31 protein-coding genes and 5 tRNA genes are annotated in these 26,062 nt (G+C 43.0%); 13 read left to right on the plus strand and 23 right to left on the minus strand.

Annotated features, from left to right (window positions below):
* Nucleotides 1-63 precede the first annotated feature (63 nt).
* From nusG to M3P07_RS15970, 21 genes are all read right to left on the minus strand, one after another.
* Complete coding sequence (gene nusG / locus M3P07_RS15870) at nt 64-615, minus strand: transcription termination/antitermination protein NusG (RefSeq protein ID WP_249970911.1); 552 nt, start codon at nt 613-615, stop codon at nt 64-66.
* A gap of 6 nt (nt 616-621) precedes the next feature.
* Nucleotides 622-810 (minus strand): preprotein translocase subunit SecE, encoded by a 189-nt coding sequence (gene secE, locus M3P07_RS15875; protein ID WP_249970912.1) that lies wholly within the window; start codon nt 808-810, stop codon nt 622-624.
* A 188-nt stretch (nt 811-998) separates the two neighbouring features.
* Nucleotides 999-1,071 (minus strand) — tRNA-Trp (locus M3P07_RS15880).
* Nucleotides 1,072-1,143: 72 nt separating this feature from the next.
* Nucleotides 1,144-2,331 carry an elongation factor Tu gene (tuf, locus tag M3P07_RS15885; RefSeq protein WP_073181471.1) on the minus strand — a complete coding sequence of 396 codons (1,188 nt, stop codon included), beginning with the start codon at nt 2,329-2,331 and terminating at the stop codon, nt 1,144-1,146.
* Nucleotides 2,332-2,381: 50 nt separating this feature from the next.
* Nucleotides 2,382-2,453, minus strand: a tRNA-Thr gene (locus M3P07_RS15890).
* Between the two features lie 166 nt (nt 2,454-2,619).
* Nucleotides 2,620-2,692 (minus strand) — tRNA-Gly (locus tag M3P07_RS15895).
* A 79-nt stretch (nt 2,693-2,771) separates the two neighbouring features.
* Nucleotides 2,772-2,854, minus strand: a tRNA-Tyr gene (locus M3P07_RS15900).
* A gap of 22 nt (nt 2,855-2,876) precedes the next feature.
* A tRNA-Thr gene (locus tag M3P07_RS15905) sits at nt 2,877-2,950 on the minus strand.
* A 101-nt stretch (nt 2,951-3,051) separates the two neighbouring features.
* Nucleotides 3,052-3,354, minus strand: a complete 303-nt coding sequence (hpf, locus tag M3P07_RS15910) for a ribosome hibernation-promoting factor, HPF/YfiA family (protein ID WP_249970913.1) — start codon at nt 3,352-3,354, stop codon at nt 3,052-3,054.
* Between the two features lie 58 nt (nt 3,355-3,412).
* Nucleotides 3,413-4,303, minus strand: coding sequence for a tyrosine-type recombinase/integrase (locus tag M3P07_RS15915; RefSeq protein ID WP_249970914.1), 891 nt, complete (start codon nt 4,301-4,303; stop codon nt 3,413-3,415).
* Between the two features lie 86 nt (nt 4,304-4,389).
* Nucleotides 4,390-4,584, minus strand: coding sequence for a 30S ribosomal protein S21 (rpsU, locus tag M3P07_RS15920; RefSeq protein WP_073181465.1), 195 nt, complete (start codon nt 4,582-4,584; stop codon nt 4,390-4,392).
* An 84-nt stretch (nt 4,585-4,668) separates the two neighbouring features.
* Entirely contained in the window at nt 4,669-5,808 is a 1,140-nt protein-coding gene (locus M3P07_RS15925; RefSeq protein WP_249970983.1) for an acyl-CoA dehydrogenase family protein, read from the minus strand.
* 28 nt (nt 5,809-5,836) lie between these two features.
* Complete coding sequence (locus M3P07_RS15930; RefSeq protein ID WP_249970915.1) at nt 5,837-6,700, minus strand: ComEA family DNA-binding protein; 864 nt, start codon at nt 6,698-6,700, stop codon at nt 5,837-5,839.
* A 9-nt stretch (nt 6,701-6,709) separates the two neighbouring features.
* Nucleotides 6,710-8,326 carry an alanine/glycine:cation symporter family protein gene (locus M3P07_RS15935; RefSeq protein WP_249970916.1) on the minus strand — a complete coding sequence of 539 codons (1,617 nt, stop codon included), beginning with the start codon at nt 8,324-8,326 and terminating at the stop codon, nt 6,710-6,712.
* 86 nt (nt 8,327-8,412) lie between these two features.
* Nucleotides 8,413-9,420, minus strand: a complete 1,008-nt coding sequence (locus M3P07_RS15940; RefSeq protein WP_249970917.1) for a potassium channel family protein — start codon at nt 9,418-9,420, stop codon at nt 8,413-8,415.
* A 2-nt stretch (nt 9,421-9,422) separates the two neighbouring features.
* Nucleotides 9,423-9,650 (minus strand): PspC domain-containing protein, encoded by a 228-nt coding sequence (locus M3P07_RS15945; protein ID WP_138839391.1) that lies wholly within the window; start codon nt 9,648-9,650, stop codon nt 9,423-9,425.
* Nucleotides 9,651-9,703: 53 nt separating this feature from the next.
* On the minus strand, nt 9,704-10,984 hold the full coding sequence (locus tag M3P07_RS15950; protein ID WP_249970918.1) for a DUF2851 family protein: 1,281 nt from the start codon (nt 10,982-10,984) through the stop codon (nt 9,704-9,706).
* A gap of 21 nt (nt 10,985-11,005) precedes the next feature.
* Complete coding sequence (locus M3P07_RS15955) at nt 11,006-11,515, minus strand: DinB family protein (RefSeq protein WP_249970919.1); 510 nt, start codon at nt 11,513-11,515, stop codon at nt 11,006-11,008.
* 3 nt (nt 11,516-11,518) lie between these two features.
* On the minus strand, nt 11,519-11,830 hold the full coding sequence (locus M3P07_RS15960) for a rhodanese-like domain-containing protein (protein ID WP_249970920.1): 312 nt from the start codon (nt 11,828-11,830) through the stop codon (nt 11,519-11,521).
* Nucleotides 11,831-11,904: 74 nt separating this feature from the next.
* Nucleotides 11,905-12,486 carry a thioredoxin family protein gene (locus tag M3P07_RS15965; protein WP_249970984.1) on the minus strand — a complete coding sequence of 194 codons (582 nt, stop codon included), beginning with the start codon at nt 12,484-12,486 and terminating at the stop codon, nt 11,905-11,907.
* A gap of 38 nt (nt 12,487-12,524) precedes the next feature.
* The gene (locus M3P07_RS15970) at nt 12,525-13,076 is read right to left on the minus strand and encodes a TlpA disulfide reductase family protein (protein ID WP_249970921.1); all 552 of its coding nucleotides are present in this window, start codon (nt 13,074-13,076) and stop codon (nt 12,525-12,527) included.
* A 133-nt stretch (nt 13,077-13,209) separates the two neighbouring features.
* Between M3P07_RS15970 and M3P07_RS15975 the strand changes: the two genes are divergently transcribed.
* The 13 genes from M3P07_RS15975 (at nt 13,210) to M3P07_RS16035 (ending at nt 24,635) form a co-directional block, all read left to right on the plus strand.
* Nucleotides 13,210-13,656, plus strand: a complete 447-nt coding sequence (locus tag M3P07_RS15975; RefSeq protein WP_249970922.1) for a MarR family winged helix-turn-helix transcriptional regulator — start codon at nt 13,210-13,212, stop codon at nt 13,654-13,656.
* Nucleotide 13,657: 1 nt separating this feature from the next.
* Nucleotides 13,658-14,290, plus strand: a complete 633-nt coding sequence (locus tag M3P07_RS15980; RefSeq protein ID WP_249970923.1) for an NAD(P)H-dependent oxidoreductase — start codon at nt 13,658-13,660, stop codon at nt 14,288-14,290.
* Nucleotides 14,291-14,326: 36 nt separating this feature from the next.
* Nucleotides 14,327-14,899 carry a YceI family protein gene (locus tag M3P07_RS15985; protein WP_249970924.1) on the plus strand — a complete coding sequence of 191 codons (573 nt, stop codon included), beginning with the start codon at nt 14,327-14,329 and terminating at the stop codon, nt 14,897-14,899.
* Nucleotides 14,900-15,136: 237 nt separating this feature from the next.
* Complete coding sequence (locus M3P07_RS15990; RefSeq protein ID WP_249970925.1) at nt 15,137-16,534, plus strand: anthranilate synthase component I family protein; 1,398 nt, start codon at nt 15,137-15,139, stop codon at nt 16,532-16,534.
* A 1-nt stretch (nt 16,535) separates the two neighbouring features.
* Complete coding sequence (locus M3P07_RS15995; RefSeq protein WP_249970926.1) at nt 16,536-17,102, plus strand: anthranilate synthase component II; 567 nt, start codon at nt 16,536-16,538, stop codon at nt 17,100-17,102.
* A gap of 80 nt (nt 17,103-17,182) precedes the next feature.
* Nucleotides 17,183-18,178: an anthranilate phosphoribosyltransferase gene (gene trpD, locus M3P07_RS16000; protein ID WP_249970927.1), complete on the plus strand. Its 996-nt coding sequence runs from the start codon at nt 17,183-17,185 to the stop codon at nt 18,176-18,178.
* A gap of 120 nt (nt 18,179-18,298) precedes the next feature.
* Nucleotides 18,299-19,084 carry an indole-3-glycerol phosphate synthase TrpC gene (gene trpC, locus M3P07_RS16005; protein WP_249970928.1) on the plus strand — a complete coding sequence of 262 codons (786 nt, stop codon included), beginning with the start codon at nt 18,299-18,301 and terminating at the stop codon, nt 19,082-19,084.
* Between the two features lie 29 nt (nt 19,085-19,113).
* Complete coding sequence (locus M3P07_RS16010) at nt 19,114-19,800, plus strand: phosphoribosylanthranilate isomerase (RefSeq protein WP_249970929.1); 687 nt, start codon at nt 19,114-19,116, stop codon at nt 19,798-19,800.
* Complete coding sequence (gene trpB / locus M3P07_RS16015; protein WP_249970930.1) at nt 19,797-20,978, plus strand: tryptophan synthase subunit beta; 1,182 nt, start codon at nt 19,797-19,799, stop codon at nt 20,976-20,978. The genes M3P07_RS16010 and trpB overlap by 4 nt, the downstream gene beginning before the upstream one ends.
* A 65-nt stretch (nt 20,979-21,043) precedes the next feature.
* On the plus strand, nt 21,044-21,805 hold the full coding sequence (trpA, locus tag M3P07_RS16020) for a tryptophan synthase subunit alpha (protein WP_249970931.1): 762 nt from the start codon (nt 21,044-21,046) through the stop codon (nt 21,803-21,805).
* 30 nt (nt 21,806-21,835) lie between these two features.
* Nucleotides 21,836-23,332, plus strand: coding sequence for a M20/M25/M40 family metallo-hydrolase (locus M3P07_RS16025; protein WP_249970932.1), 1,497 nt, complete (start codon nt 21,836-21,838; stop codon nt 23,330-23,332).
* A gap of 29 nt (nt 23,333-23,361) precedes the next feature.
* Nucleotides 23,362-23,748, plus strand: a complete 387-nt coding sequence (locus tag M3P07_RS16030; protein ID WP_249970933.1) for a hypothetical protein — start codon at nt 23,362-23,364, stop codon at nt 23,746-23,748.
* An 11-nt stretch (nt 23,749-23,759) separates the two neighbouring features.
* Nucleotides 23,760-24,635, plus strand: a complete 876-nt coding sequence (locus tag M3P07_RS16035; RefSeq protein WP_249970934.1) for a hypothetical protein — start codon at nt 23,760-23,762, stop codon at nt 24,633-24,635.
* On the opposite strand, the gene M3P07_RS16040 is transcribed toward M3P07_RS16035, so the two are convergent.
* Both M3P07_RS16040 and M3P07_RS16045 read right to left on the minus strand, forming a co-directional pair.
* The gene (locus tag M3P07_RS16040; RefSeq protein ID WP_249970935.1) at nt 24,626-25,315 is read right to left on the minus strand and encodes a uracil-DNA glycosylase family protein; all 690 of its coding nucleotides are present in this window, start codon (nt 25,313-25,315) and stop codon (nt 24,626-24,628) included. The genes M3P07_RS16035 and M3P07_RS16040 overlap by 10 nt on opposite strands.
* A complete protein-coding gene (locus tag M3P07_RS16045) occupies nt 25,315-26,040 on the minus strand; it encodes a PLDc N-terminal domain-containing protein (protein WP_249970936.1) in 726 nt (241 codons plus the stop codon). The genes M3P07_RS16040 and M3P07_RS16045 overlap by 1 nt, the downstream gene beginning before the upstream one ends.
* Between the last annotated feature and the right edge of the window lie 22 nt (nt 26,041-26,062).

Here is a 26,062-nt window from a genome sequence, read left to right on the forward strand (position 1 = left end):
ATTTTTGGAGACAAGAGACAAGACAAATTCTGGTCTTGCATCTTGATTCTTTTAATCTTGAATCTATACTTTCTCTACTTGCATATAGCTCAGTTCCAATGGTGTTTTTCTACCGAAAATTTTCACCATAACCTCCAGCTTACGCTTTTCTTCATTGATTTTCTCAACAGTTCCGTTGAAACCGTTGAAAGGACCATCAATAACCTTGACCGTTTCACCCAACACAAATGGAATGGCAACATTGTCCGTATTTACGGCAAGCTCATCCACTTTTCCTAGCATTCGGTTCACCTCCGATTTTCTCAAAGGCACAGGGTCACCACCTTTGGTTTCCCCTAAAAAGCCAATTACATTGGTGATGGAACGGATAATGTGCACCATCTCACCTCCCAAATTGGCCTTGATCATGATATATCCCGGAAAGTAAACACGCTCTTTGTTGATTTTCTTTCCGTTACGGATCTGAACAACTTTTTCGGTAGGAACAAGGACCTCTTCAAGGTAATCGCCAAAACCGTTGCGCTCTACCTCACTTTCGATATAGCCCTTGATCTTGTTCTCTTGACCACTGACTGCCCTTACTACATACCACTTTTTCTCCAGAACCTCAGACATACCCAATTATCCTATTACGTTATCAAAATACAATCGAATCAACTTGCTGAAAAGGGAATCAACACCCCAGGTTGCCAAGGCAAATAGGATGGAAAATACTGCCACAACCACCATAAGGTTAGAAGCTCTTTCCCTGTCCAACCAAGTGACATTGCTTTTTAATTCCTCAAAAGATTCCTTTATGTAAGTCAACATAATTCTTGTATTTTCTCAGCATGCTTCGACTGTACTCAGCACAGGCTTCGGAGAGATTTCCCATTGGTTAATGCTCTCGTCTCGCATACTTTTTTGTCTTTTCCACTTTGCACGGGAGGAGAGACTTCCTTCGACTAAACTCAGGATAAACTTCTCGTCCCAGTATACTTTTCGTCTATTCTACTTTGCACGGGAGGAGAGACTCGAACTCCCGACACCTGGTTTTGGAGACCAGTGCTCTACCAACTGAGCTACACCCGTTTATATTTACACTGAAAGGTATTCCGCATAAAACGGAACACCCTTTAGTGCAATATTTTATTGTAAAATGATTTAATCTAGGATCTCAGTAACCTGACCGGCACCTACCGTTCTACCACCCTCACGGATAGCGAAACGAAGACCTACACTCAATGCGATTGGTTGAATCAAATCAACATTGATAGTCAAGTTATCACCAGGCATTACCATTTCAACTCCATCAGGAAGACCAATGTTTCCTGTTACGTCAGTAGTTCTAACATAGAACTGTGGACGGTAGTTGTTGTGGAATGGAGTGTGACGACCACCTTCTTCTTTCTTAAGGATATAAACCTCTGCTTTGAATTTAGCGTGTGGCTTAACGGAACCTGGCTTACAGATTACCATACCTCTTTTGATATCGGATTTTTCAATACCTCTCAAAAGGATACCTACGTTATCACCAGCTTCACCTCTATCCAAAATCTTACGGAACATCTCAACACCAGTAATGGTAGAAGCCAATTTCTCAGCACCCATACCAATGATATCAACTGCATCACCAGTATTGGCGACACCAGTTTCGATACGACCAGTAGCAACAGTACCACGACCAGTAATGGTGAATACATCTTCTACAGGCATCAAGAAGTCTTTATCAACATCTCTTTTTGGAAGCTCGATCCACTCATCAACAGCAGCCATCAATTCCATAACAGTATCAACCCATTTTTGCTCACCGTTAAGTGCTCCAAGGGCAGAACCGGAAATTACAGGTCCGTTGTCACCATCATACTCATAGAAAGAAAGCAATTCCCTTACTTCCATCTCAACAAGTTCCAAAAGCTCCTCATCGTCAACCATGTCAACTTTGTTCAAGAAAACAACAATTCTTGGAATACCAACCTGACGTCCAAGAAGGATGTGCTCACGAGTTTGTGGCATAGGTCCATCAGTTGCAGCAACAACCAAGATAGCACCGTCCATTTGAGCAGCACCAGTAACCATGTTCTTTACGTAATCCGCGTGACCTGGACAGTCAACGTGAGCGTAGTGACGGTTCTGAGTTTGATACTCTACGTGAGAAGTGTTAATTGTAATACCCCTTTCTTTTTCCTCAGGCGCATTATCAATAGAATCAAAGCTTCTAAGCTCTGACAAACCTGCATTAGCCAATACAGTAGTAATAGCAGCAGTCAATGTGGTTTTACCATGATCCACGTGTCCAATAGTACCAATATTTAAGTGCGGTTTGGAACGATCAAAAGTTTCCTTTGCCATTTTTAAATAATTTTAATCTTAGTTTATATTAGTGTGTACAAATCGTTTTGAGCCAATGACGGGATTTGAACCCGTGACCTCTTCCTTACCAAGGAAACGCTCTACCCCTGAGCTACACCGGCGTAAAGTGTTGAATCAACTCCTTCAAAATCCTTTTTAAAGGAAGAGACTCCTGCCTTCGCAGGAAAGACAAAAATGTCAATTTAGAGCGGGAGACCGGGTTTCCCTCGTCTTCGCTCAGGATAAACTTCTCACCCTACCAAAAGGCCAATCACTTTATCCTTTTTGAGCGGGAGACCGGGTTCGAACCGGCGACATTCAGCTTGGAAGGCTGACGCTCTACCAACTGAGCTACTCCCGCGTTTATGGATTTTACATCCAATGGTATTCAATATTTCAAAAAACCTTTCCACTTTGGTTGTTCTCGAAACAACACTTAGTGGGGAGAGCAGGATTCGAACCTGCGAAGGTGAAAACCAACAGATTTACAGTCTGTCCTCGTTGGCCGCTTGAGTATCTCCCCGCCTTATTTTCAGTATCTTACGAGCCGATAGAGGGACTCGAACCCACGACCTGCTGATTACAAATCAGCTGCTCTAGCCAGCTGAGCTATATCGGCCTTTTACAGCCTTTTTTCCATAAAAAAAGTCCGCTATTTCTAACGGACTGCAAATGTATATATTTATTTGTTTATTCAAAATAATTTTTTAAAAATTTTCATCAGGCTTTTGCCCTCATTTTTTCCTTCTTTTTAACTAATTGCCTTTCCAACGAATTACAGGCCGAATCCACGGCTTCTTCAAAGGACTTGCATTGTTTTTTCACCATCAACTGATCTCTTGGTACCAACAACTTGATCTCCACTATCTTATTTTCTTTCGCACTGGTATTTTCAACCTTCAAATAAACATCGGAACCTATGACCTTGTCATAAAAAGTTTCCAATTTGTCCATCCGCCTTTGAATAAATTCAATGAGCTTTGCATCCGCAACAAAATTTACCGATTGCGCATTTACTTTCATAAAGATGTTGTTTTTAGGGCTACATGGTGGTAGCATGGTTAAACTTTACAAGAAATTATCATTTCTTGTTTCTGGGATGGGCGTTCAGGTGAACTTTCTTGAGTTCGGCGATACTATTGTGTGTATACACTTGCGTAGATGCCAAACTACTATGCCCCAACAATTCCTTAACGGAATTCAAGTCAGCTCCCCTATTGAGCAAGTGCGTTGCAAAAGTATGTCTAAGTATATGTGGACTCTTTTTAACCTTAGGGGATACTAAACTAAAATACTTATTTATGGTGCGATAAACAAGTGTTTCATAAATTTTAAGTCCACCTCTGGTCAAAAACAGATGTTCTTGATCTTGTATATTTTCCAAAGCGGCACGGTAATCCAAATAATCTGCTAGCATCTGTGAGGTGGATGGTAAAATAGGCAGTATCCGCTCCTTGTTCCGTTTGCCCAAAACCTTAAAGACACCTTTGGATAGGTCAAGGTCCTGAATTTTTATATTGACTAGTTCTGCGCGCCGTATGCCCGTAGTGTACAACAATTCAATGATGAGCTTGTCCCTTGCACCCTCAAAATCATCATTATAAGGAATCTCCTGAATAATTTTGGTCATCTCCTGCTCTGAAAAGGGAACTTCCACCTTTTTCTGGGTCTTCAGGGCTTTATGCTTAGCTAGCGGGGACACTGTAATCTGTTCCGTCTTTTGGAGAAATCCGTAGTATGCACGCAAAGAGGATATTTTTCTGTTGATACTTCGGTTAGAGATGCCCTGGTCTACCAAACTTACGATCCAACTCCTAATAATTGTATAACCAATAGTATCTATGGAATCAAGGTCAAATTCCTTGGAAGCAAAATCAGTAAAATGCAAAATGTCCTTTCGATATGCCGTAATCGTATGTTTCGAATAGTTTTTTTCGAACTGAAGATAGGATATGAATGCTTCAACGGACATGATTCAAATTTACCTAAATCTAGAAAACAAAAAATCCCGCCACATTCGAAATGCAGCAGGATTTTGTAATTACTTTGGAATGGATCTTAGATTTCCTCTTGGTCCCTAAGTCCTTGTATATATTGAGCTTTTTGAATTTCAGCTCTGCGCTTTACAGAAGGCTTGGTAAACTGCTGTCTTTTTCGCAATTGACGCATGGTCCCTGTCTTGTCAAACTTTCGCTTGAAACGCTTTAAAGCTCTATCGATGTTTTCTCCTTCTTTTACTGGTATAATTAACATAGGCTACAACCTCCCTTCTTTTAGTATTGACCCAATCGTTATTGGGCGTGCAAATATACGGGCAAATATTCTAACTGGACAAAATTACTTCAAGATATTTCTTGAAATTACCACTTTTTGAATTTCGGTGGTACCTTCCCCAATAGTGCACAACTTGGCGTCCCTGTAGAATTTCTCCACTGGAAAATCTTTAGTGTACCCGTAGCCACCATGGATTTGAACCGCATCATTAGCGATTTTTACACAAATTTCCGAAGCAAACATTTTACACATGGCACCCAATTTGGTCATTGGTCTCCCCTCATTTTTAAGAAAAGAGGCCTTGTGCAGTAACAATTCGGCAGCCTCAATCTCTGTGGCGGCCTCAGCCAACTTAAAGGAAATACCCTGAAACTGACTAATGGGTTTTCCAAACTGCACCCGTTCCTTGGAATATTTTAGGGCTGCTTCGTAAGCTCCTTTTGCAACTCCCAAAGACAAAGCACCGATGGAAATTCGACCTCCATCCAACACCTTCATCGACTGGATAAACCCATCACCGATTTCTCCCAACCGGTTTTCATCGGGAATCCTACAATCGGAAAATATTAGTTCCGCGGTTTCACTGGCACGCATGCCCAGTTTGTTTTCTTTTTTTCCACTACTAAAACCAGGAGTGCCTTTTTCAATGGCGAATGCCGTCATTCCATGGCTATCTCCTTTTTCACCCGTACGAGCAATCACAACAGCGATATCTCCACTCTTCCCGTGGGTGATAAAATTTTTCGCTCCATTGAGGATCCAATGATCCCCGTCTTTTACGGCAGTTGTGTTCATCCCACCTGCATCAGAGCCTGTATTGTGCTCGGTCAAACCCCAAGCCCCCAACCACTCTGCCGTGGCCAGTTTGGGAATCCAACGTTGCTTTTGCTCCTCATTGCCGAAGGAAAGAATGTGGTTGGTACATAAAGAATTATGTGCGGCCACCGATAACCCTATTGCCGGGTCCACTTTGGAGATTTCCTCCAATATGGCAACGTATTCATGATAGCCCAATCCTGAACCACCCAACTCTTCTGGGACCAACACTCCCATAAATCCAAGCTCTCCTGCTTTCTTAAAAACCTCAATGGGAAAAGTCTGGTTCTCATCCCATTCCAATACATGGGGTTGAATAAATTGTTGGGCAAAATCACGCGCAGATTCGGCCACCATCTGTTGGGTTTCCGAATAATCAAAGTTCATTGTGGACAACGTATCCGTAATCATCTACTCAATTTTTTAACCTCAAATATAGCTTAATTCTATCAATCCTTTCTTTTGGAAATCCCTTCACCATCGTCAATTCGTCCCATGTTCCAAATTGTCCGTGTACCTCCCGATGGGCCACAATCTCTTGTGCCAAATCCCAATTAATATAGACTAAACGCGCTAGCGAATCGGCTGTTGCCCGATTTACGTTAATTTTCTTGACCTGGGGCGGACTCAAAACCTTGTATTGCGTTAAGGTGCGTTCTACAACCCCGGGGTCCAGTCCATATACATCGTACAGTTGTCCATCGATTAAAAATCCACCCAATCTATCCCGAAATTTTATGATCCTGGCCGAAAGCTTATCTCCAATTCCGCGAATGGATTTTAGTTCAGCGGCAGTAGCTGTATTCAAATCCCTTACCTCAAATTTTTTATTTGGGCTTGGTTTTCTTCCCTTCGAGTCCCAATTCCTATTTTTCCATGCCGGAAACTTAAAGTACGGTGAAATCTTTTCCAGAAGGGAATCCGAGATCTTTGTCACCTCTTGGAACTGCGATGCGGAATTAACGAACTTTCCCTGTTGCCTAAAGGCAAACAAACGATCCAATTCTTCCACCGATATTCCTAAGGTATAACCTTTATAATCTGAAATAAAGTTGGGATTGAAAGGATACAGTTTAACAGTCTCCTCAGGCATTTGGCTCTTCAAACTATCCAAAGTGGCTTCAGCGAGATAATCGACCTTAATATTTGGAGGGTCGTCATTCGGATATACCTTAAGAAGATAATAAGCGCCTTGGAGCAGCACGATCAGCCCCAACAAAAAGAAAATCCCACTTCGTTCCTGTTTAGTGAATCTGAAGTGGGAATTAAATTTTTTCAAAGTAATAGACTACTTGCTCTTGACAAAATTCTTGATGTCCGTAACGTATTTGTCCATTTCTTCCCTAACCCGTGGGAACAAGAACAACAAACCGATCATATTCGGGAATACCAAGGCAAGAATCATGGCATCGGAAAACTTGATTACTGCATCCAATGTTGCGGCTGCACCGACAACCACAAAAATCAAGAAAAGTACTTTATAAGCAGTATCTGCTTTTTTACCTCTTCCGAAAAGGTACTTCCATGATTGCAATCCATAGTAAGACCAAGAAATCATGGTCGAGAATGCAAAAAGTATGATGGCAATGGTCAGCACATATCTGAAGCCTGGAATAACCGAGTCGTAGGCCATAGAGGTCAAATCAACCCCACCAACATATTCTCCGGTCTCTGTAATCAAAACAGTACTGTTCACTGCATTTCCATAATCGAATGCTCCTGCGTCCATATTAAAGAAAATAATCACCAAGGCGGTCATGGTACAGATTACCACAGTATCTATAAAAGGTTCCAAAAGGGCAACGACACCTTCACTTGCTGGGTATTTGGTTTTTACCGCCGAGTGGGCGATGGCCGCCGACCCTGCCCCTGCTTCATTGGAAAACGCAGCTCTTTGGAATCCAACGATGATAACACCGACCACACCTCCTAATCCAGCTGCTGGGCTAAACGCTCCGGCGAAAATCATCCCAAAAGCATCACCAATGTATTCGATATTGGCAAAAATAATTACTAGGGAAGCCAATACATATACTCCGGCCATAAAGGGAACTATCTTTTCCGTTACACTGGCAATTTTCTTTATTCCACCAATGATCACTATACCCACCAAAATGGCCAAGACCACTCCAATTACGAATCCTGTGGCACCACCTTGTAGATTTAGCATGGTGGACAATTGAACCGCCGCTTGGTTGGATTGAAAGGCATTACCTCCACCAAAGGAAGCTCCAACACATAGAATGGCGAATATTACGGCCAACACTTTTCCAAGGCCTGTAAATCCTCTTTCTTTAAGTCCTTTGGATAGGTAATACATTGGTCCTCCATATACGGTCCCGTCCTCTCCAACATCCCTGTACTTTACCCCAAGCGTACATTCCACAAACTTGGTCGACATTCCTATCAGTCCACAAACGATCATCCAAAAAGTTGCACCTGGCCCACCTATGGCAATCGCAACCGCGACCCCTGCAATATTTCCAAGACCTACGGTACCTGACACTGCCGTTGCCAAAGCTTGGAAGTGACTTACCTCCCCATCCTTGCCTTCGTCCTTAATGGTACCTGGAAGGTCTCCATCAACAACATTAAGTTCGGTTTTTTCCACACTGTGATGATCCAACTCATCGTATTTGCCCCTTACCGTATTAATGGCCAACGGAAATTTGGTGATGTTGGGAAATTTGAATGCTATGGTAAAAAAAGTTGCACCAAAAATCAACAGGATCAAAACTATGGGCATGTTGTATTCACCAATGGGAATCGAAGTCAGAACAAACCCTTCCCACCATGTGGCAAATGGCATAAAAGCGTCATTTACCCTTTCATCCAATCCTTTTTCCTGGGCGGTTGATAAAAAAGGAAGTATCATCAAAATTAGCGTGGGAAGTCTATACTTCATAATGAGAAAGTTTGGTGTTTTAGTTTAATGTATAGCGGGCAATATCCTAAAAAAATTCAACGGAATCAAATTTAAAAGTTATAAAACTACCCTATTTGAAACATTTCGTTGAGTTTCCTGATCTGCTCTGGTCTTCCCAAAACAATCACTTTTCCTTTAGGTTGTAATTGAAGATCTGCCTCTGGATTAATGATGTAGTTGCCATCGGGTTCTATATAACCAATTATAGTGCATCCGGTCTTTCTTCTCAGGTCCAAATCACGTAACGAACTACAGTCCATTTGGTTGGTAAAGTCCTCAATTTCCACTTCTTCAAGATTGGTGGTGTGCTCCCCTTCCATGGAAAGTTTATCCATAAATGTGATCAAATCGGGCATGACCACCAAGGAGGCCATGTGATCACCTCCAATTTTGTCGGGCATGATTACCTTATTCGCTCCGGCAAACTGCAATTTGGTCTGGGTGGTAACCTGCGAAGCCCTACTGATGATAAAGAGATTTTTGTTGAGCTGCCTGGCGGTAAGTACAATAAATAGGTTCTCGGCATCGTCAGGAACCGCGGAAATCAAATATTGGGCGCGCTCAATTCCAGCTTGAAGCAAAACTTCATCTTCATTGGCATCGCCTTCTACAAATAGAATGTCCTCTTCGTGCCGCTCTATAACTTCCTTGTCCCGTTCTATCACCACAAAGGGTTTTTTATAGGCCTTTAACCTTTCTGCGGCCTGCATGCCATTCCTTCCAAAACCACATACCACCACATGGTTTGACAAACTGTCTATTCTTTTTTTCACTTTTTTCCTCTTTAATATTTGAAGCGAATTTCTGCCCAACAGATATTCTGTGATCACCGAGATGGCAAAACCAAAAATGAAAACACTGGTTACGATTAAAAATACGGTAAAAATCTTTGCATTGGGGTCTAACGGCCTCACCTCGGAGAAGCCCACCGTAGTCACCGTAATGATAGTCATATAAATGGCCTCCACCCACGAAAAGTCCGCGAGCAATTTGTAGCCCACCACCCCAAACAATAGAACAAGCACCATTAAACTAAGGGCCCATACGATTTTGGAACGGAGCAATCTTATCATATTTATAGGTCAAAAACGGAGGTTCGCTTTGTGTACACCAAGTCTTTGATCTTTAACCAAAACGCAATAAAAAGGTATAGCGCAAATCCAAACCCCAGGGTTACAAACGTGAGATAAATAAAAGTGGTTCTAACCACCCGCGCCCTGATGCCCAACCGCTCGGCTATCCGACGGCAAACCTCAAATCCGCGTTTTTGGAAAAAGTAAAGTGTATTATAAAACAAGCCCATAACGATTATCCGTATCTAGCGGATCTTTGCGCCGTACAGATACCTGGCTAAAATTATGTATTTCTGTTCAATAAATTGGAACCCAAGGTACATTGCAAACATTTATTTTTGGAGCAATACTCCCTGTACAGTTGAATTTTGGCTTGACTTTCCAGCGCATTCTTGGTTTTGGAACCCAAAGTTTCAAAGTTCTTGATGATGGAGTTGGATTCGCCTTTGACTTCCGACACCAAAGTAATCAGGTTCCCACTCCAGTCCCTCCCCAAATGTTTGGCATAGCAAAATTTTATGGGAACCAAAGTATTGATGACCAATAAATCCATAAAATCCCGGGACAATTTCTTGACTCTTTTTCTGGAAGTCCTACCAAAAGTAAAATGGTCATGCCAATATACACTGGAGGAGGTTTGTAGCACTTTGTACAGTCTTTCCAAAGAATCGGTTTCCATTAAAACAGCGAACAAATTTTGCCGATTTGCGTATAAATTGGCAAGCTGGGACAACCGAATTGTCGGGAAATTGGCAGGCCTCAAACCAAAAAAATCGGGCTTGCCCAAACAAGGGTCGAGTTCGTATTTTCTGCCCAGGTATTGAAACTCCAACCTTAACTGTTCAAAGTACGCGTCACTGCAATCCTTGGCGTCCAACAAACCGAAAAATCCAAAAAACAAACTTTCCAAGGCGGTAGCATCCTTGCTTTCCTTCCTAATGATGGAAAACGGCAATTGCAGGGCTCGTTGCAAAAAGAAATCCCCATTGACCTTGGTGCCAAAGCTTTTGGTCAAAAAAGCAAACAGCACAGCTTCCCAGTCATTGTTGGTCTCTTGTAGGAGCATAAAAATCAATTTGGATTTCTGTTCCAATCGTTCAAGGTATAGTCGCTCCATGAAATTGTCCACCATAAAGGCATCAAAACTGGAAAAATCCCTTTCACAATTGATGAACGCTGGATTAAAGTGTCTAAAAAGTTCCTGATATTTCTTTAAAAGGGTCGGTGCCACATGGTTTTTTAGTTCCAATGTTGGGATGAGCGTACCGTCCTTTCTAAAAATTGAGATATCATCCTCCCAAACCACATGGAGGATTACATTATCGTAGTTGGCATCGGTTTCATGGTGATGTGCATACCAGTCCGAAGATTTGAGGTGCATTTCCACGTTGCCAGCCCAAAGCTGACCACCCACCTCAACCGAAGCATTGAAAAAATCAGGCCCGGCATACCTATTGGGAGTGCCTGGATTTTTGATCACAATGTTTTGGGAGGTTGTTGTGGTAAGAGGTCGTCCTTGAAGCTTGTCGCACCTCCATATAAAATGGAGTAGGTCTTCCTTCATGCGATTAAAGATAAGAAATGATCACCATTTTCCCGCGTAGGTAAGGGAATCTCCTGAGTTTAGCTTTAAATAAGCGTGTTTAAGATTGTTGATTTGCCTAATATGGTGATAGTCGTGGGCCAACCAATTGTACAAAAAAGAAGCGGCCGTGATCCTCCCCAAACTAGGATGGTCCAACGCGCTGTCCCAATTTGGGCTGTCCAAACTTTGGAGCCAGGCAATGGATTGCTTCCGCTCTTCCAAGAATTCCTGGAGTGATCGGTCAAAATCCTGTTCCAAATACTTGTGTTTTGTCATCAACCCAATAGGGTCAAAGGGTATCAAGGGCTCCGTAGGAGTTTCCAAGGCATGCTTTACCCGCATACGGAAATCAAATTTTTCCTCATCTACCAGGTGGCAGATAATTTCCAAGAGGCACCAGCCTTTGGGGTCTGATTTCCATAACAACATATCCGAAGGAAAGCCTGTTAGGGTCTCCCTAAAAACCCCTCCATTGGCCTCTAGTCCGTTTATGATAGATGCAATCCGCATGAGTTATTCGGCGACCTCGCCCTCCCAATTCATAAAACCACCTTCCAAGTTAAAGGTGTTTTTTATGCCAATACTGTTCATCAAGGCACAGGCCTGGGCACTTCGATTTCCGGAGCGGCAGTAGACATAATAGTTCTTGGAGGTATCCAATTTTCCTATTTCATCCATAAATTCCTGCCCTAGGTATATATCGATATTGGTGGCTCCAGGGATATATCCCTCCTCCACTTCTTCTGGGGTTCTTACATCCAAAATAAAGGCATTGGAATCATTTTCCAATTGCTCTTCCCATTCTTCTTGTGATAAATCTGACATCTTTAAGAGTTTAAGCTCTGCAAAAATAAAAATCCGGAGCATAACCCCGGATCTAAATCTTTTAATTCTTTTGATCAAACTTTTATACGGCATCCAATGGCCCTTGTCTTGGTCACTCCAATATCATTTCCAGCCAACATTGCATCCACCGCATTTTCCACAAACTTTTCCTTCACCAAGGATTCGTTTTGGTAGTTGTCGTCAATGGCTCCGATATACCGTACAATGTTCCCTTCGGGAGTTTTTTCCAGAAGATATACATGCGGCGTGCGGGTGGCACCATATTCCGGATACACCTTTTGCCCTTCATCCAACAAGTAAGGAAATGTAAATCCCTTTGCTGCAGCCCTGCTCTTCATCTTTGCAAAACTGTCCCCGGGTTGTTTGTCGGGATTATTTGGATTAATGGCAATTACGGGAACTCCCTTGGACTTATACTTTTTATCCAAGGCAATGATCCTATCCTCATATTTTACCGCGTAAGGACAGGTATTACAGGTAAAAATCAACAGAAAGCCCTTGGCCTCCATAAAGTCTGATAGTGAGACTTTGTTCCCATCAATATTTATTAAGGAAAAATCAGTTGCAACGTCGCCAATGTCATATCCTTCGGTAACCGGCACGGGGGTACCTGAAAACCCAAGGTAAAATACCATGGATACAATTCCCAAAAGCTTGAGCACATTCATTATTGTTAATTTACGAATACATCCACTGCTTCATTGAGCTCATCCAATGTGAACCCATGACCATAGAATTTACGGTTATTTTGGTTGTAGATAACCGTTGCCGGAATAGCACCATCCCAATTTGCGTCTATCTTGGGAATCCATGCATTCTGGTCGGGGTCATCCAAAATGACCACCTTCGATTTCAGTTGCTTCTTTTCCACATATGGTTCCAATCTGGTTTTCCACATGGAGCGCATGTCCAGGCTTACCAATATTACCTCTACCCCTTCCGACTTTCTCTCGGCGTTCACCTCCTCAAAATAGGGCATTTCCTCTAGGCAAGGTTTGCACCAAGTAGCCCAAAAATTGATTATATAGGTCTTGCCATCTTCTTGATTGAGCAAAGGTTGTAGCCCCTCAAAATCGTATACAGGGAATTTTACTTGATCCGCAGTGGTCTCAACGGGTTGGGTATATGCCGTATCAACAACTTCGGCTGTCTTGTCTTCCTTCGCCTTGTTTCCACAAGCGGTAAAGATCAACAAAAATCCCACAGAGAGCAATAAGTATTTCATTTGCTGCATTTTACAGTTTCAAAATTAACCAAAGCCAAAGGGCGGCCTTTATTTTTAACAAAAATTTATTGGATAAAAATACAATTTGAAAAATTAATCCCTTTACATTTGTCTATACAATTGTTGTCGTTACATGAACGTAGAGGAAATTATTAAAACAGAGAAAAAACTCCCCATCGAACAAAGAACCATGATTCATTATGCTTTGGTTTTTAATAAGATTCGTGAGGAATTTTCCCTGGCCCTTAAACCCTTCGAAATCTCGGAGCAACAATTCAATGTCCTTCGCATTTTGCGGGGTCAAAAAGGAAAACCTGCCAATCTTTCCACCATTAACGAACGCATGGTCACTAAAATGAGCAACACCACCCGTTTAGTGGATAAGCTTATTTTAAAAGGCTTTGCAGAACGTTGGGTGTGTCCGGAGAACAGACGCAAAGTCGAGATCATGATCACGGACAATGGCAAAAAGGAATTGGAAAAAATTGACTTGGCCGTTTCCCGAACCGAGGAAAGGCTACTTCAAGGGTTTTCCCATCAAGAACTCGAACAACTAAACGCGCTTTTAGATAAATTTTGACATGAACAGTGTACTTAAAAACAGAACTTGGAGGTATGCCACCAAAAAGTTTGATGCTTCCCAAAGAGTTTCGGAAGACGATATGGACCTTATCTTGGAGGCCACCCGTCTAAGTGCTTCCTCCTATGGCCTGCAGCCGTATCATATTTTCGTTATCACAGATCCTGGGGTAAAAGCCAAACTGCGACCTGTTTCCTGGAACCAATCACAGATTACGGACGCGTCCCATCTGATTGTCTTTGCCAATGTCACCGATTTTGGGGAAGAACTGTTGGACGGATATATGCAAAATGTGAGCGACACAAGAAATATCCCTGAAGATCAGCTTAAGGGATATAGCGAATTCATGAAATCCAAGTTGTTGAACTTATCGCTGGAGGATAAAAACCTATGGGCTATCAAGCAGGTTTATTTGGCCTTGGGCAACATGCTGCAGGCAGCGGCTGAGCTCCAAGTGGATTCCTGTCCCATTGAAGGTTTTGATTCCAAGGCCTACAACAAAATCCTAGATCTTGATGAACAGGATCTGAATGCCTCGGTGGTTTTGGCTCTGGGTTATAGATCTGAAGAGGACGAAACCCAACATTTGGCAAAAGTGAGAAAATCCAAAGAAGAATTATTTACCTATTTATAAACCCTAATTATTTAAATCAGAAATTTAAACACGATCATGAAAAAGACAATTTTAAGTTTGGCCTTAACGGCCGTTTTTGGACTAACCGCAGTCGCCGGTCCCATCGATGGAGAAAAAAAGGAAGTAAAGACCAGTGAAAGTACCGTTACTTGGAAAGCTTACAAAGTAGGCGGTTCCCATACAGGTACCATAGACCTTAAATCTGGGGCTTTGGAATTTGACGGTGACAAATTGGTAGGTGGTGAATTTGTGGTGGACATGTCCACTATAAACAACACCGATATGCAAGGGGAGTACAAAGGAAAATTGGAGGGCCACCTTAAGTCCGACGATTTTTTTAGTACCGCCACCAACCCAACTGCCACTTTGGTTTTTACCAAGGTTGAGGCAACAGGGAAAAACTCTTACGAGGTTACTGGTGATTTAACGATCAAGGGAATCACGGCAGCGATAACCTTTGATGTTTCCGTGTACGATGCCAAAGCAACTGCAACCTTGAAAGTTGACCGTACCAAATACGACGTAAAGTATGGGTCGGGTATTATTGGTACCGCAAAAGACAAATTGATTTATGACGAATTTGACTTAGTGGTTGATTTGCAGATGTAATCAAAGCTAGTTTAGTGTTTGAAAATCCCGTTTAAGTCATGCTTAAACGGGATTTTTATTTTCACAAAACAATATTTGGAAGTTACAATTTCATTTCTATCTTTGATACAATGAAATTAAGAACAGTAAATACTTGGTGGTGGATCAACTTACGAAGAACGTCGTGAGCTAGTCCCCATTGTAACTATATAGAGGCTTGTCATCACGACAGGCCTTTTTTAATTTATAACGGTAAAAATGACCTATAAACTCGAAACACATTATAAACAGATTCTGGCGGACACAATCACCCCGGTTAGTGTGTATCTTAAGATCCGGGATAAGTTTCCCAATAGCATTTTGTTGGAAAGTAGCGATTACCACGCCAACGACAATAGTTTCTCCTATATCTGTTGCAATCCCATAGCCTACATCAAGGTTCAGGACGAGGTGATCACACAACGTTTTCCTGATGGCACCAAGGAGGAAACACCGATTGGGCCCGACACCGATGTCACCGATGTGATCCATAATTTTGGTGGACGGTTCTCCGTGGCCTCCAATGGATTTAAATTCATTAACAACGGACTATTTGGTTATATGTCTTACGATGCGGTTCGCTATTTCGAGGACATTGAGATATCCTCCAAAGCGGATTCCATCCAAATCCCTGATATTTTCTACGCCGTTTACCAAAATATTATCGCGATAAACCACTTTAAAAACGAGGCTTATATTTTTTCCCATTGTTACGAATCGGAAAGTAATGTGGAAGAAATAGCCCAATTGTTCAATGTGCGCAACTTTGCTTCCTACAACTTTTCAAAGGAAGGGGAACCCATCTCCAACCTGAAGGATGAGGAATACATGGATCATGTGGCATTGGCCAAAAAACACTGCCAGCGCGGTGATGTTTTTCAATTGGTGCTGTCCCGTAGGTTTTCCCAGGGTTTTAAAGGGGATGAGTTCAATGTGTACCGGGCATTGCGGTCCATCAATCCTTCACCCTATCTCTTTTATTTTGATTTTGGGGACTTTAAAATCTTTGGCAGCTCGCCCGAAGCCCAGCTTATCGTAAAGGATGGCAAAGCTGAAATCCATCCCATTGCCGGCACCTATAAGAGAACTGGTAACGATGAGCAAGATGCCGAATTGGCAAAAAAATTGGCCCAGGACGAAAAGGAAAATAGCGAGCATGTAATGTTGGTGGACCTCGCCCGTAACGACTTAAGCCGAAATGGAAATACAGTAAGTGTGGAAACCTATCGGGAAGTCCAGTATTTCTCGCATGTTATCCACTTGGTGTCCAAAGTAACCGGGGTTAAGAAAGAAGCGAGTCCAACCATGAAGGTTGTGGCCGATACCTTTCCGGCCGGTACCCTAAGCGGCGCCCCAAAGCACATGGCCATGCAACTCATAGAAAAATATGAGAAAACAAGCAGGGCCTACTACGGAGGCGCCATTGGTTTTATGGATTTCAAGGGCAATTTTAACCATGCCATTATGATCCGGACCTTTCTGAGTAAAAACCATCAATTGCACTACCAGGCGGGAGCTGGGTTGGTAGCGGCTTCCGACCCCTCGGCCGAATTGCAGGAAACGTACAACAAATTGGGTGCCCTGAACAAGGCACTGGAAATTGCTGAAACCATTTAAAATGGGAAGAAAGATTTTAATGATCGATAACTACGATAGTTTTACCTATAACCTGGTTCACTATCTGGAGGATTTGGATTGCGATGTAACCGTAAAACGTAATGACCAGCTCACACTGGAAGAAGTTACTCCCTTCGATGAAATTGTGCTTTCACCAGGCCCGGGCATCCCAGACGAAGCAGGGCTCTTAAAAGAAATCATAAAAACCTACGCCCCTACCAAGCGTATTTTAGGGGTATGTTTGGGGCAGCAGGCCATTGGAGAGGTATTTGGCGGTAGTTTGGTCAATTTAGATCAAGTTTACCATGGCATTGCCACTACAATTACGGTCACTCAGCCAGGAGTATTGTTTAAAGATATGCCCGACAAAATCCAAGTGGGCCGGTACCATTCCTGGGTAGTTCATCCCGATTTACCCGAGGACTTGGAGGCCACATCGATGGATGAAAACGGACAGATTATGTCTCTTCGGCATAAGTCCTATGACGTTATAGCGGTACAATTTCATCCTGAATCTGTATTGACCCCGGAAGGAAAGCAAATGCTAAAAAATTGGCTTAACGGCTAGTTTAAGGTCATTCCCGGACAAACGGGAATCCATGAGAATTGACAAAGATTACTGCGCAAACAGGGATAAAAAAAGAAAAAATGAAAGAAGCTTTAAATCGACTAATAAACCACGATATCCTTCCGAAGGAAGAGGCCAAGCAGATTTTGGTAAACATTGCCAAGGGAGATTACAACACTTCCCAAATTGCTGCTTTTTTAACGGTGTACATGATGCGAAGCATCACCATTGAAGAGCTTGAAGGCTTCCGGGATGCCCTATTGGAACTCTGTGTAGCGGTGGACCTTTCAGAATACAATCCCATAGATCTCTGCGGTACAGGTGGGGACGGTAAGGATACCTTCAATATTTCCACTTTGGCTTCATTCGTTACGGCTGGAGCCGGGATAAAGGTAACCAAACATGGAAATTATGGGGTTTCCTCCAAGTGTGGGAGTAGCAATGTTATGGAGTTTTTGGGCATAAAATTCAGCAATGAAGCAGGTTTTTTACGCAAGTCCATTGATGAATCAGGTATTTGCGTGCTGCACGCCCCGCTATTCCATCCCGCGATGAAAAACGTGGCACCCATCCGTAGGGAATTGGCAGTAAAGACCTTTTTCAATATGTTGGGTCCCATGGTAAATCCGGCTTTTCCAAAGAACCAAATGGTCGGGGTGTTTAACCTGGAATTGGCCCGGATGTATGGTTATCTCTATCAGAATACCGATAAAAACTTTACCGTGCTACATGCCCTGGACGGCTATGATGAAATTTCTCTGACAGGGGCTACCAAAACCATTTCCAATGAATCTGAAGGGATATTGTCACCAGCAGATTTTGGGGTTGCAAAAATTGCTCAAGAAGAGATTACGGGAGGCGATGATGTTGCCGAGTCCGCCCAGATATTTTTAAGCGTGTTGGGAGGAAAAGGCACAGAGGCCCAGAACAATGTAGTATGTGCCAACGCTGGTGTGGCCATTGCCACCGTGGAACAAATCAGCCCCAAAGAAGGGTTTGAAAAAGCCAAAGAGTCCCTTTTAAGCGGAAAAGGAATGCAAGCCTTAAAGAAGCTGCAGGAACTAAGTAAAAATTAGGAAAACAATACACTGATTTCTGATCACTGATTACTGATCACCGATTACTGATCACTGATTACTGATCACTGATCACTGATCACTGATTACTGATTACTGATTACTGATTACTGATTACTAATGAACATACTGGACAAAATAGTAGCCGATAAACGCAAGGAGGTCGATTTAAGAAAATCGCTCATCCCCATTTCCCAGTTGGAACAATCCATTCTGACCCAAAGGGAAACGGTATCACTGGCAAGCGCCCTAAAAACGAGTAGGACCGGCGTTATTGCGGAGCACAAAAGGCGATCTCCATCCAAATCGGTCATCAACCAGGGTTTGAACGTGCAAGATGTGGCCTTAGGTTACGAAAGTGCAGGGGTTTCAGGAATGTCAGTACTCACAGACGGGAAGTACTTTGGAGGTTCTTTGGACGATTTACTTTTGGCAAGGGCATCGGTGAACATTCCCATTTTAAGAAAAGAATTCATCATAGATGAATATCAATTGCTGGAATCAAGGGCGCATGGCGCAGATGTGATTTTATTAATTGCCGCCATTTTGGGCCGGGAAGAAATAAAAACCCTTTCGGAAAAGGCCAAAAGTTTAAACCTTGATGTGCTACTGGAGGTTCACAACGAAGCGGAGCTGCACAAATCCATTATGCCCAGTTTGGACATGCTCGGCGTAAACAACCGTAACCTAAAAACATTTGAGGTGAGTCTGGACACGAGCAAATCTTTGTCTGAACTAATTCCAGATGACTTTGTAAAAGTTTCGGAAAGTGGTATCAGTTCCATCGAGGCCATTAAAGATTTAAGGCAATATGGGTATCAAGGATTCCTGATCGGGGAGAATTTCATGAAGACCGATAACCCTGGGGAACATGCTGCCCAATTTATAAATGGATTAAAAAAATGAAGTCATTTCGGAATAACTAAAAAATTGCCATGAAACTTAAGGTTTGCGGTCAAAAACACAACATTCAGGAGGTGGCCCAATTGCAGCCCGATTATTTGGGTTTTATTTTTTGGGAACCTTCTACCCGCTATTTTGATGAGGAAATTCCCAAAATCCCTGACTCGGTGAAAAAAATCGGGGTTTTTGTCGATGCACCCTTGGAGGAGGTGTTACGGCAAATCGAAACCCATAATTTGGACGGCGCGCAGCTTCACGGGCAGGAAAGTGCGGAGTTTTGCAAAGCACTCCGTCATTCCGAACTTGTTTCGGAATCTCATGATAGGAACCGGAAACAAGTTCAGTTTGACATCATAAAAGTCTTCTCCATCAAGGACACCTTTAACTTTTCCGAATTGAAACCCTATGAAGGGACTTGCGATTACTTCCTTTTTGACACCAAAGGAAAATTGCCTGGCGGGAATGGATATACCTTCGATTGGAGCATCCTAAAAGATTACCCTTCCAACAAACCCTTCTTTTTGAGTGGGGGTATTGGCTTGGGGTCCTTGGATAAATTGAAGGATTTTTTGAACAGTCCCGCTTCCAAGTATTGCCATGCAATCGATGTGAACAGTAGGTTTGAATCAAAACCGGGCTTGAAAAACATTGAACAACTGAAAGAATTTCAAAGACTACTAACTGACAATCGTCAATCTAATACTGATAACCAAGAATGAGCTATCACGTCAACGAAAAAGGATATTACGGAGAGTTCGGGGGAGCTTTCATCCCAGAGATGCTATATCCCAACACCGAGGAACTTCGACAGAATTATTTGCAGATTATGGCGGAACCTTCCTTTCAGGAAGAGTTCAACCAACTTTTAAAGGACTATGTTGGAAGGCCCACCCCCTTGTATTTCGCAGAGCGGATGTCTGAAAAATATCAGACCAAAATCTATCTAAAACGGGAAGACCTCAACCATACCGGTGCCCACAAGGTGAACAACACCATTGGGCAAATTTTGATGGCCAAGAAGTTGGGCAAAAACCGGATAATTGCCGAGACAGGAGCGGGTCAACACGGGGTGGCTACGGCTACCGTTTGTGCCTTAATGGGTATTGATTGCGTGGTCTATATGGGGGAAATTGATATCGCCCGTCAAGCTCCCAACGTTGCCCGGATGAAGATGTTGGGCGCAGAAGTCCGGCCTGCCTTATCCGGAAGTAGAACCCTAAAGGACGCCACGAATGAAGCCATAAGGGATTGGATCAACAATCCTGTGGATACACATTACATTATCGGCTCTGTGGTTGGGCCACACCCATATCCGGATATGGTCGCGCGTTTCCAATCTGTGATTTCAGAGGAAATCAAATCCCAACTATTAGAGAAAGAAGGTCGCGAAAATCCAGATTACGTGGTGGCCTGTGTTGGAGGAGGAAGCAATGCCGCTGGCGCCTATTATCATTTTTTGGATACTCCCGAGGTAGGAATTATTGCTGTGGAGGCCGCCGGGAAAGGAATTCATTCCGGTGAAAGTGCTGCTACATCGGCCTTGGGCAAAGTGGGCATAATACATGGCAGCAAAACCTTGTTGATGCAGACTCCAGATGGGCAAATCACCGAACCCTATTCCATTTCAGCTGGATTGGATTATCCAGGTGTGGGACCTCTGCATGCGCATTTGTTCCGATCGGGAAGAGGCGAGTTTATCTCCATCACCGATGACGAGGCCATGACCGCCGGGCTAACATTGTGCCAATTGGAAGGCATTATCCCGGCCATTGAATCATCCCATGGTTTGGCCATTTTGGAACAACGAAAATTTAACCCGGAGGATGTTGTGGTCATGAACCTTTCCGGTCGTGGAGACAAAGACCTTCAGAATTATATCGACTATTTTAAATTATAGTAAAGTGTAATGGGCATTCAACATTTTACGCTATACCCAGGACTAATAACTCAATACCATATTGAATGAACAGAATACAATCCAAACTTCAAGAAGACCAAAAACTTCTATCTATATATTTTACTGCGGGATATCCTAATCTCGGCGATACGGTGCAAATAATCCAGGACCTTGAAAAAAACGGAGTGGATCTCATTGAAATTGGTCTTCCGTTCAGTGATCCTTTGGCTGATGGGCCGACCATTCAGGCCAGTTCTACCCAAGCACTCCACAATGGTATGACGACCGAACTGCTTTTTAACCAGCTCAAGGACATCCGTAAAACGGTTTCCATTCCCTTGATTATAATGGGGTACTTCAATCCGGTATACCAGTACGGCGTAGAGGCCTTTTGCAAGAAATGTCAGGAAATAGGAATCGACGGGTTGATTTTACCCGATTTACCCTTGGATGTCTATCTAGAAGATTATGAAGCCATCTTTAAAAAATATGGCCTTATCAATGTCTTTCTCATTACCCCCCAGACCAGTGAGGAGCGTATCCGCCTGATAGACGATGCGTCGGATGGTTTTATCTATATGGTAAGCTCGGCAAGCACTACGGGTGCCAAGGAAGGTTTTGGCGAAGCGCAACAATCCTATTTTGAACGCATCGCTGCAATGAAACTCAAAAATCCACAAATTGTGGGCTTCGGGATAAGTAACAAGGCTACGTTTGATCAAGCCACCCAAAGGGCCAAAGGCGCCATCATAGGGTCGGCATTTATTAAACATTTGGATCAAAATGGGCCTAAAAAAATAGATGGGTTTGTAAGGGGAATTCGCTAACTTCGATTTTCAATTTAACCCAATCGAGTTATGAGAAAACTGGTTTGTTATTGTGCACTGGTCCTTTCTATATCCGGCTATTCCCAAAACGCTTCGGCCATTAAATCCCAAGTGGCACACGCCATAGAGGAACTCCGGGAATTCATTGCCATTCCCAATGACGCCCTTAACCCTGACGATATCGACAACAACATTCTTTGGCTCAAAAGAAAGTTTGGTGATCGAGGTTTCAATACTGCGGTTCTGGATACGGATAACTTGCCGCTTTTCTTTGCCGCCACCCCCATGGAGGATGCCAAACCGACCCTTTTGATCTATATGCATTTTGATGGGCAGTCTGTCGATCCTTCCAAATGGGATCAACCAAATCCTTACCAAACCGTATTGAAAAAGCCAGTAGGAGGAGGTTTTGAGACAGTATCTTTTGATGCCATGGAAGATGACATCAACTATGATTGGCGATTGTTTGGACGCTCGACTTCGGATGACAAGGGTCCTATTGTGATGTTCTTAAATGCCATAGATCTATTGAAAAAGGATGGCAAGGATATCCCTTTTAACCTAAAGGTTATTTTGGATGGGGAAGAAGAAAAAAGTAGCAAACCGCTACCCAAAGCAGTAAAACAATACCGGGAATTATTGGAGGCCGATTTTCTTTTGATTGCCGATGGCCCTATACACGCCTCGGAAAGGCCCACAGTGGTATACGGGTGTCGCGGTATCATTACCATGACCTTGACCACTTATGGCCCCATAAAACCACAACACAGCGGACATTATGGCAACTATGCCCCCAATCCTGGGTTCCAATTGGCCCAGCTATTATCAGGCATGAAAGATGCGGATGGCCGGGTTACCATTCCGGGGTATTATGATGGTATTGAATTGGATGAAAACATCCTTGAGGTGCTTAAAAGTGTTCCTGATAGCGATGAGGACATTGCTAACAAGCTCCAGTTTAAAACATCTGAAAAAGTGGGGAGTTTCTACCAAGAGTCCCTGCAATATCCCAGTTTGAATATACGTGGTCTTGGTTCCGGTTGGGTTGGTCCCCAAAGCAGGACCATTGTTCCCGCAAGTGCCACTGCCGAACTCGATTTACGACTTGTTCCCGAAAGTGACGGCACCCGTCTAAAGAATTTGGTAAAACGCTATATCTCCGATCAGGGGTATCATGTTTTGGACCACATCCCATCCAAGCTGGAGCGTAGGTCTCACGATAAAATCGTTACGGTTATCGAGGGCAGTGTTACAGATGCATTCCGTACAGATTTGGATAACCCCTATGGGAACTTTTTGGTGGAAACCCTTCAAAACACCTTTGGAAAGGATGTTGTTCGATGGCGGATCATGGGAGGAACTGTACCCATTGCACCTTTTATCAATGAGCTAAAGATTCCTGCTTTTCTTGTGCCCATGGTGAATCCAGATAATAATCAACATAGCCCCAACGAAAATTTGAAAATCGGGCAGCTGGCTTATGGTATCGAGGCATTGTATGCTATTTTGAGCTCATCTGTTGAATAAACGAATCCTTCCACAATCAATCTTAAAAATTGGCGTTGATAACTAAATTTATTCCCGAATCTGTGTTTAACAAAGAATTTCTGATACTTCTTGTCTCCTTCTTCCTGATTACTTCCTGCAATCCCAAAATTACAACGGCATTGGTCAAGGACTATAAAACCTTGGAGTGCGATAAGGAAGTCACCGTATTCGAATTGGATGAAAAACAACCGGAAGATGCAGAGGTTTTAGGAGTGTTGGCCCTCCGGGATACCGGCTTCACCGTAAAGTGCAACTACGAAGTAGTTGTGGACAAAGCGAAATTGGAAGCCAGGAAAGCGGGAGGTGACGCGATTAAAATTACCATGCACAAAAAGCCGAACTTTTGGAGCACCTGCCATAGAATCGATGCAACCATATTGAAATTAGCCAACTAAATCGACCTTCAATGAACAAATTTTACCTTGCCCTGGCAACGCTTTTTTTCTGCCAGGCCGTTCTGTCCCAAGATATCATAGTAACCCAGGACAACGACACCATCCAAGCCTTGATTATCAAGCAAAAAAAGGAAGAAATCTATTTTGTGTTTAAAAACAAAGGACGTTACCAAAGCTCAATGCTCCCAATGAGTGAAGTAAAATCCTTCCAAAAAGATTTTAATCCCAAAATCAGAATTCCAAAAGACAGTCTTCCGGGCTATATCCCAGCCTCTGGATTTAGGTTGGCAATTAATGGCGGGTATAGCTATGACCCGGCTAGAATAAGCCCTTCCATTCCAACTTTTCTTAGGGATTACAATAACAAATTGCGTTCGGGATACCATATCGAAACAAGCGCTATCTATTTTTTTGATAGAACCTTTGGAATTGGAATAAAATACAACCTGTTTAAATCCAAAAATTCCATGGATAACATCAACTTTACCGACATCGATGGCATGGAAATCAATGGGACATTGGAAAATGACATAACAACTTCGTTTGTAGGTTTGGTTTTGGCAACAAGGATTATGGGCAAGAAAAGCAACAATGCTGTATTTATCAACTCGGCATTTGGTTATTTGTCCTATAGGGACGATCAACTACGTGTGGACCCTTTTATGTTTACCGGGAATACCCTGGGTTCCAGTGTGGATGTGGGTTACGACTATGAAATTTCGGAGGACTTTTTTGTTGGGGCCCAAGTGGGAATTACTGGGGGACGTCTTAAAAAAGTTGAAATGGAAAGTGCATCGGGCGTCGAAACAGTGGAACTATCAGACAACGAAAGACCTTGGGGAAGTGCCCGGATTGATTTTTCGGTTGGAGTTAGATTTCAGCTATAATCCATAAAAAAAGGCCGGTACTGCATCACCCTAAAATCAAAGGTGGTAAACTTGGGGTTTTTGGCCTTCATGTCCTTGTACGCCTGCAGACTTCCTACTGCCCTATTGGCCGCTCCGGAGGGTGCGGTAAACGAAACGGTTCGTACGCTTCTTGTCTTTCCCCCTTCATTTGAATCCATTGGCAATGCCAACTCATGGATTCTGGGAACTTCGTTGGAAACCACTTCCAATTGCAATCCCTGTTCCTTTAATTGCCTTCTAAAAAAGTACTCGGGTCCATTTTTACTGTTGCCGCCCATAAACAACACCGTTTTCAAATTTGGATATTTCTGGAGAAAACGCACCAAATTCCGGAGTTTTACATTTTGCATTCCCAGGTCGGAGGCATCCACTTTATCCCGTTCTGCGCTTTCCACAATATCGCATACTCCAATCTTCTGTTCCAACAAAAATTGCTTGCGCTGTTGTACCGCCTCCTTGGTAGTCTCAAACTTCAGCTTCAGTCCAAAAATCTCATCCAAAATGGGCCATAACATACCATTACGGCTTCCGTAGCAAAAATCCACATCGTCATCCTTTAAGTCTCCCGTAGTGAACCGCGGTGGTGGTAAGGTGCCAACAATAAGTTTGGTGGCCTCCTGAAAAAGGAAGGGTTCGTATGGATGGGAATGGAGAAACATCAGTTAATTGCTTGCAGTTCTTCCTTAACCCGTTTGATGAATTCACGGTTTTGCCTGAAATTTTGCTTGGACATATTTTCAGACTCCATCAGCATTTCCTCAAATAACTCCTTGCATGCATCGCGTTTATCTTGACGCAACAAGAATATTCCCAATTCCAGTCGTTCCATAAAATTGGAATAAGGCGCGTCGAATGTTCTCAGAATTTCCTCTGCCTCTTCCACTTTTCCATTTTTCTCAAGCGTAAGGGCATACAAAAAGGAGGCCTTGGATTTCCTGAATTTGGTATTTCCCTTAATTTTTTCAGCACAGTTCAACACCTCATCTGTGTTCGAGGAATAATAATAGGCTTCCAAAAGTTTAGAAATCACATAAAAATCCGTGGAAAATACGTCCTTAAGGGACGACTCATAACGACTTATGGCCTCGAGGTACAAGCCCTCGGCCAAATAGGCATCGGCTAGGGCCACCCGATTCTCGAAAGTCTCGGAGAACTTCAGCTTCTTTTCCAAATCCTGGATTTTTTTGGAGGGGTTGATCGCAGTGACCAAAGTTTCCTGCACTTTTTCGATATCCCTTTTTCTAAAAACGTTCATAAAAAGATACAGGAGGCAGCCCACTACTGGGAGAAATATAATGGCAAATATCCAATAGTAGTTGTTCCTGTTGGTGTAGCAATGATAGACACAAAATCCTTGAAGGGCAATTACGGCGTAGTAGTACATTGCTTAAAAATAAAAAGTATCA

This window comes from Flagellimonas myxillae (assembly GCF_023502235.1).
Lineage (GTDB): Bacteria > Bacteroidota > Bacteroidia > Flavobacteriales > Flavobacteriaceae > Flagellimonas > Flagellimonas myxillae.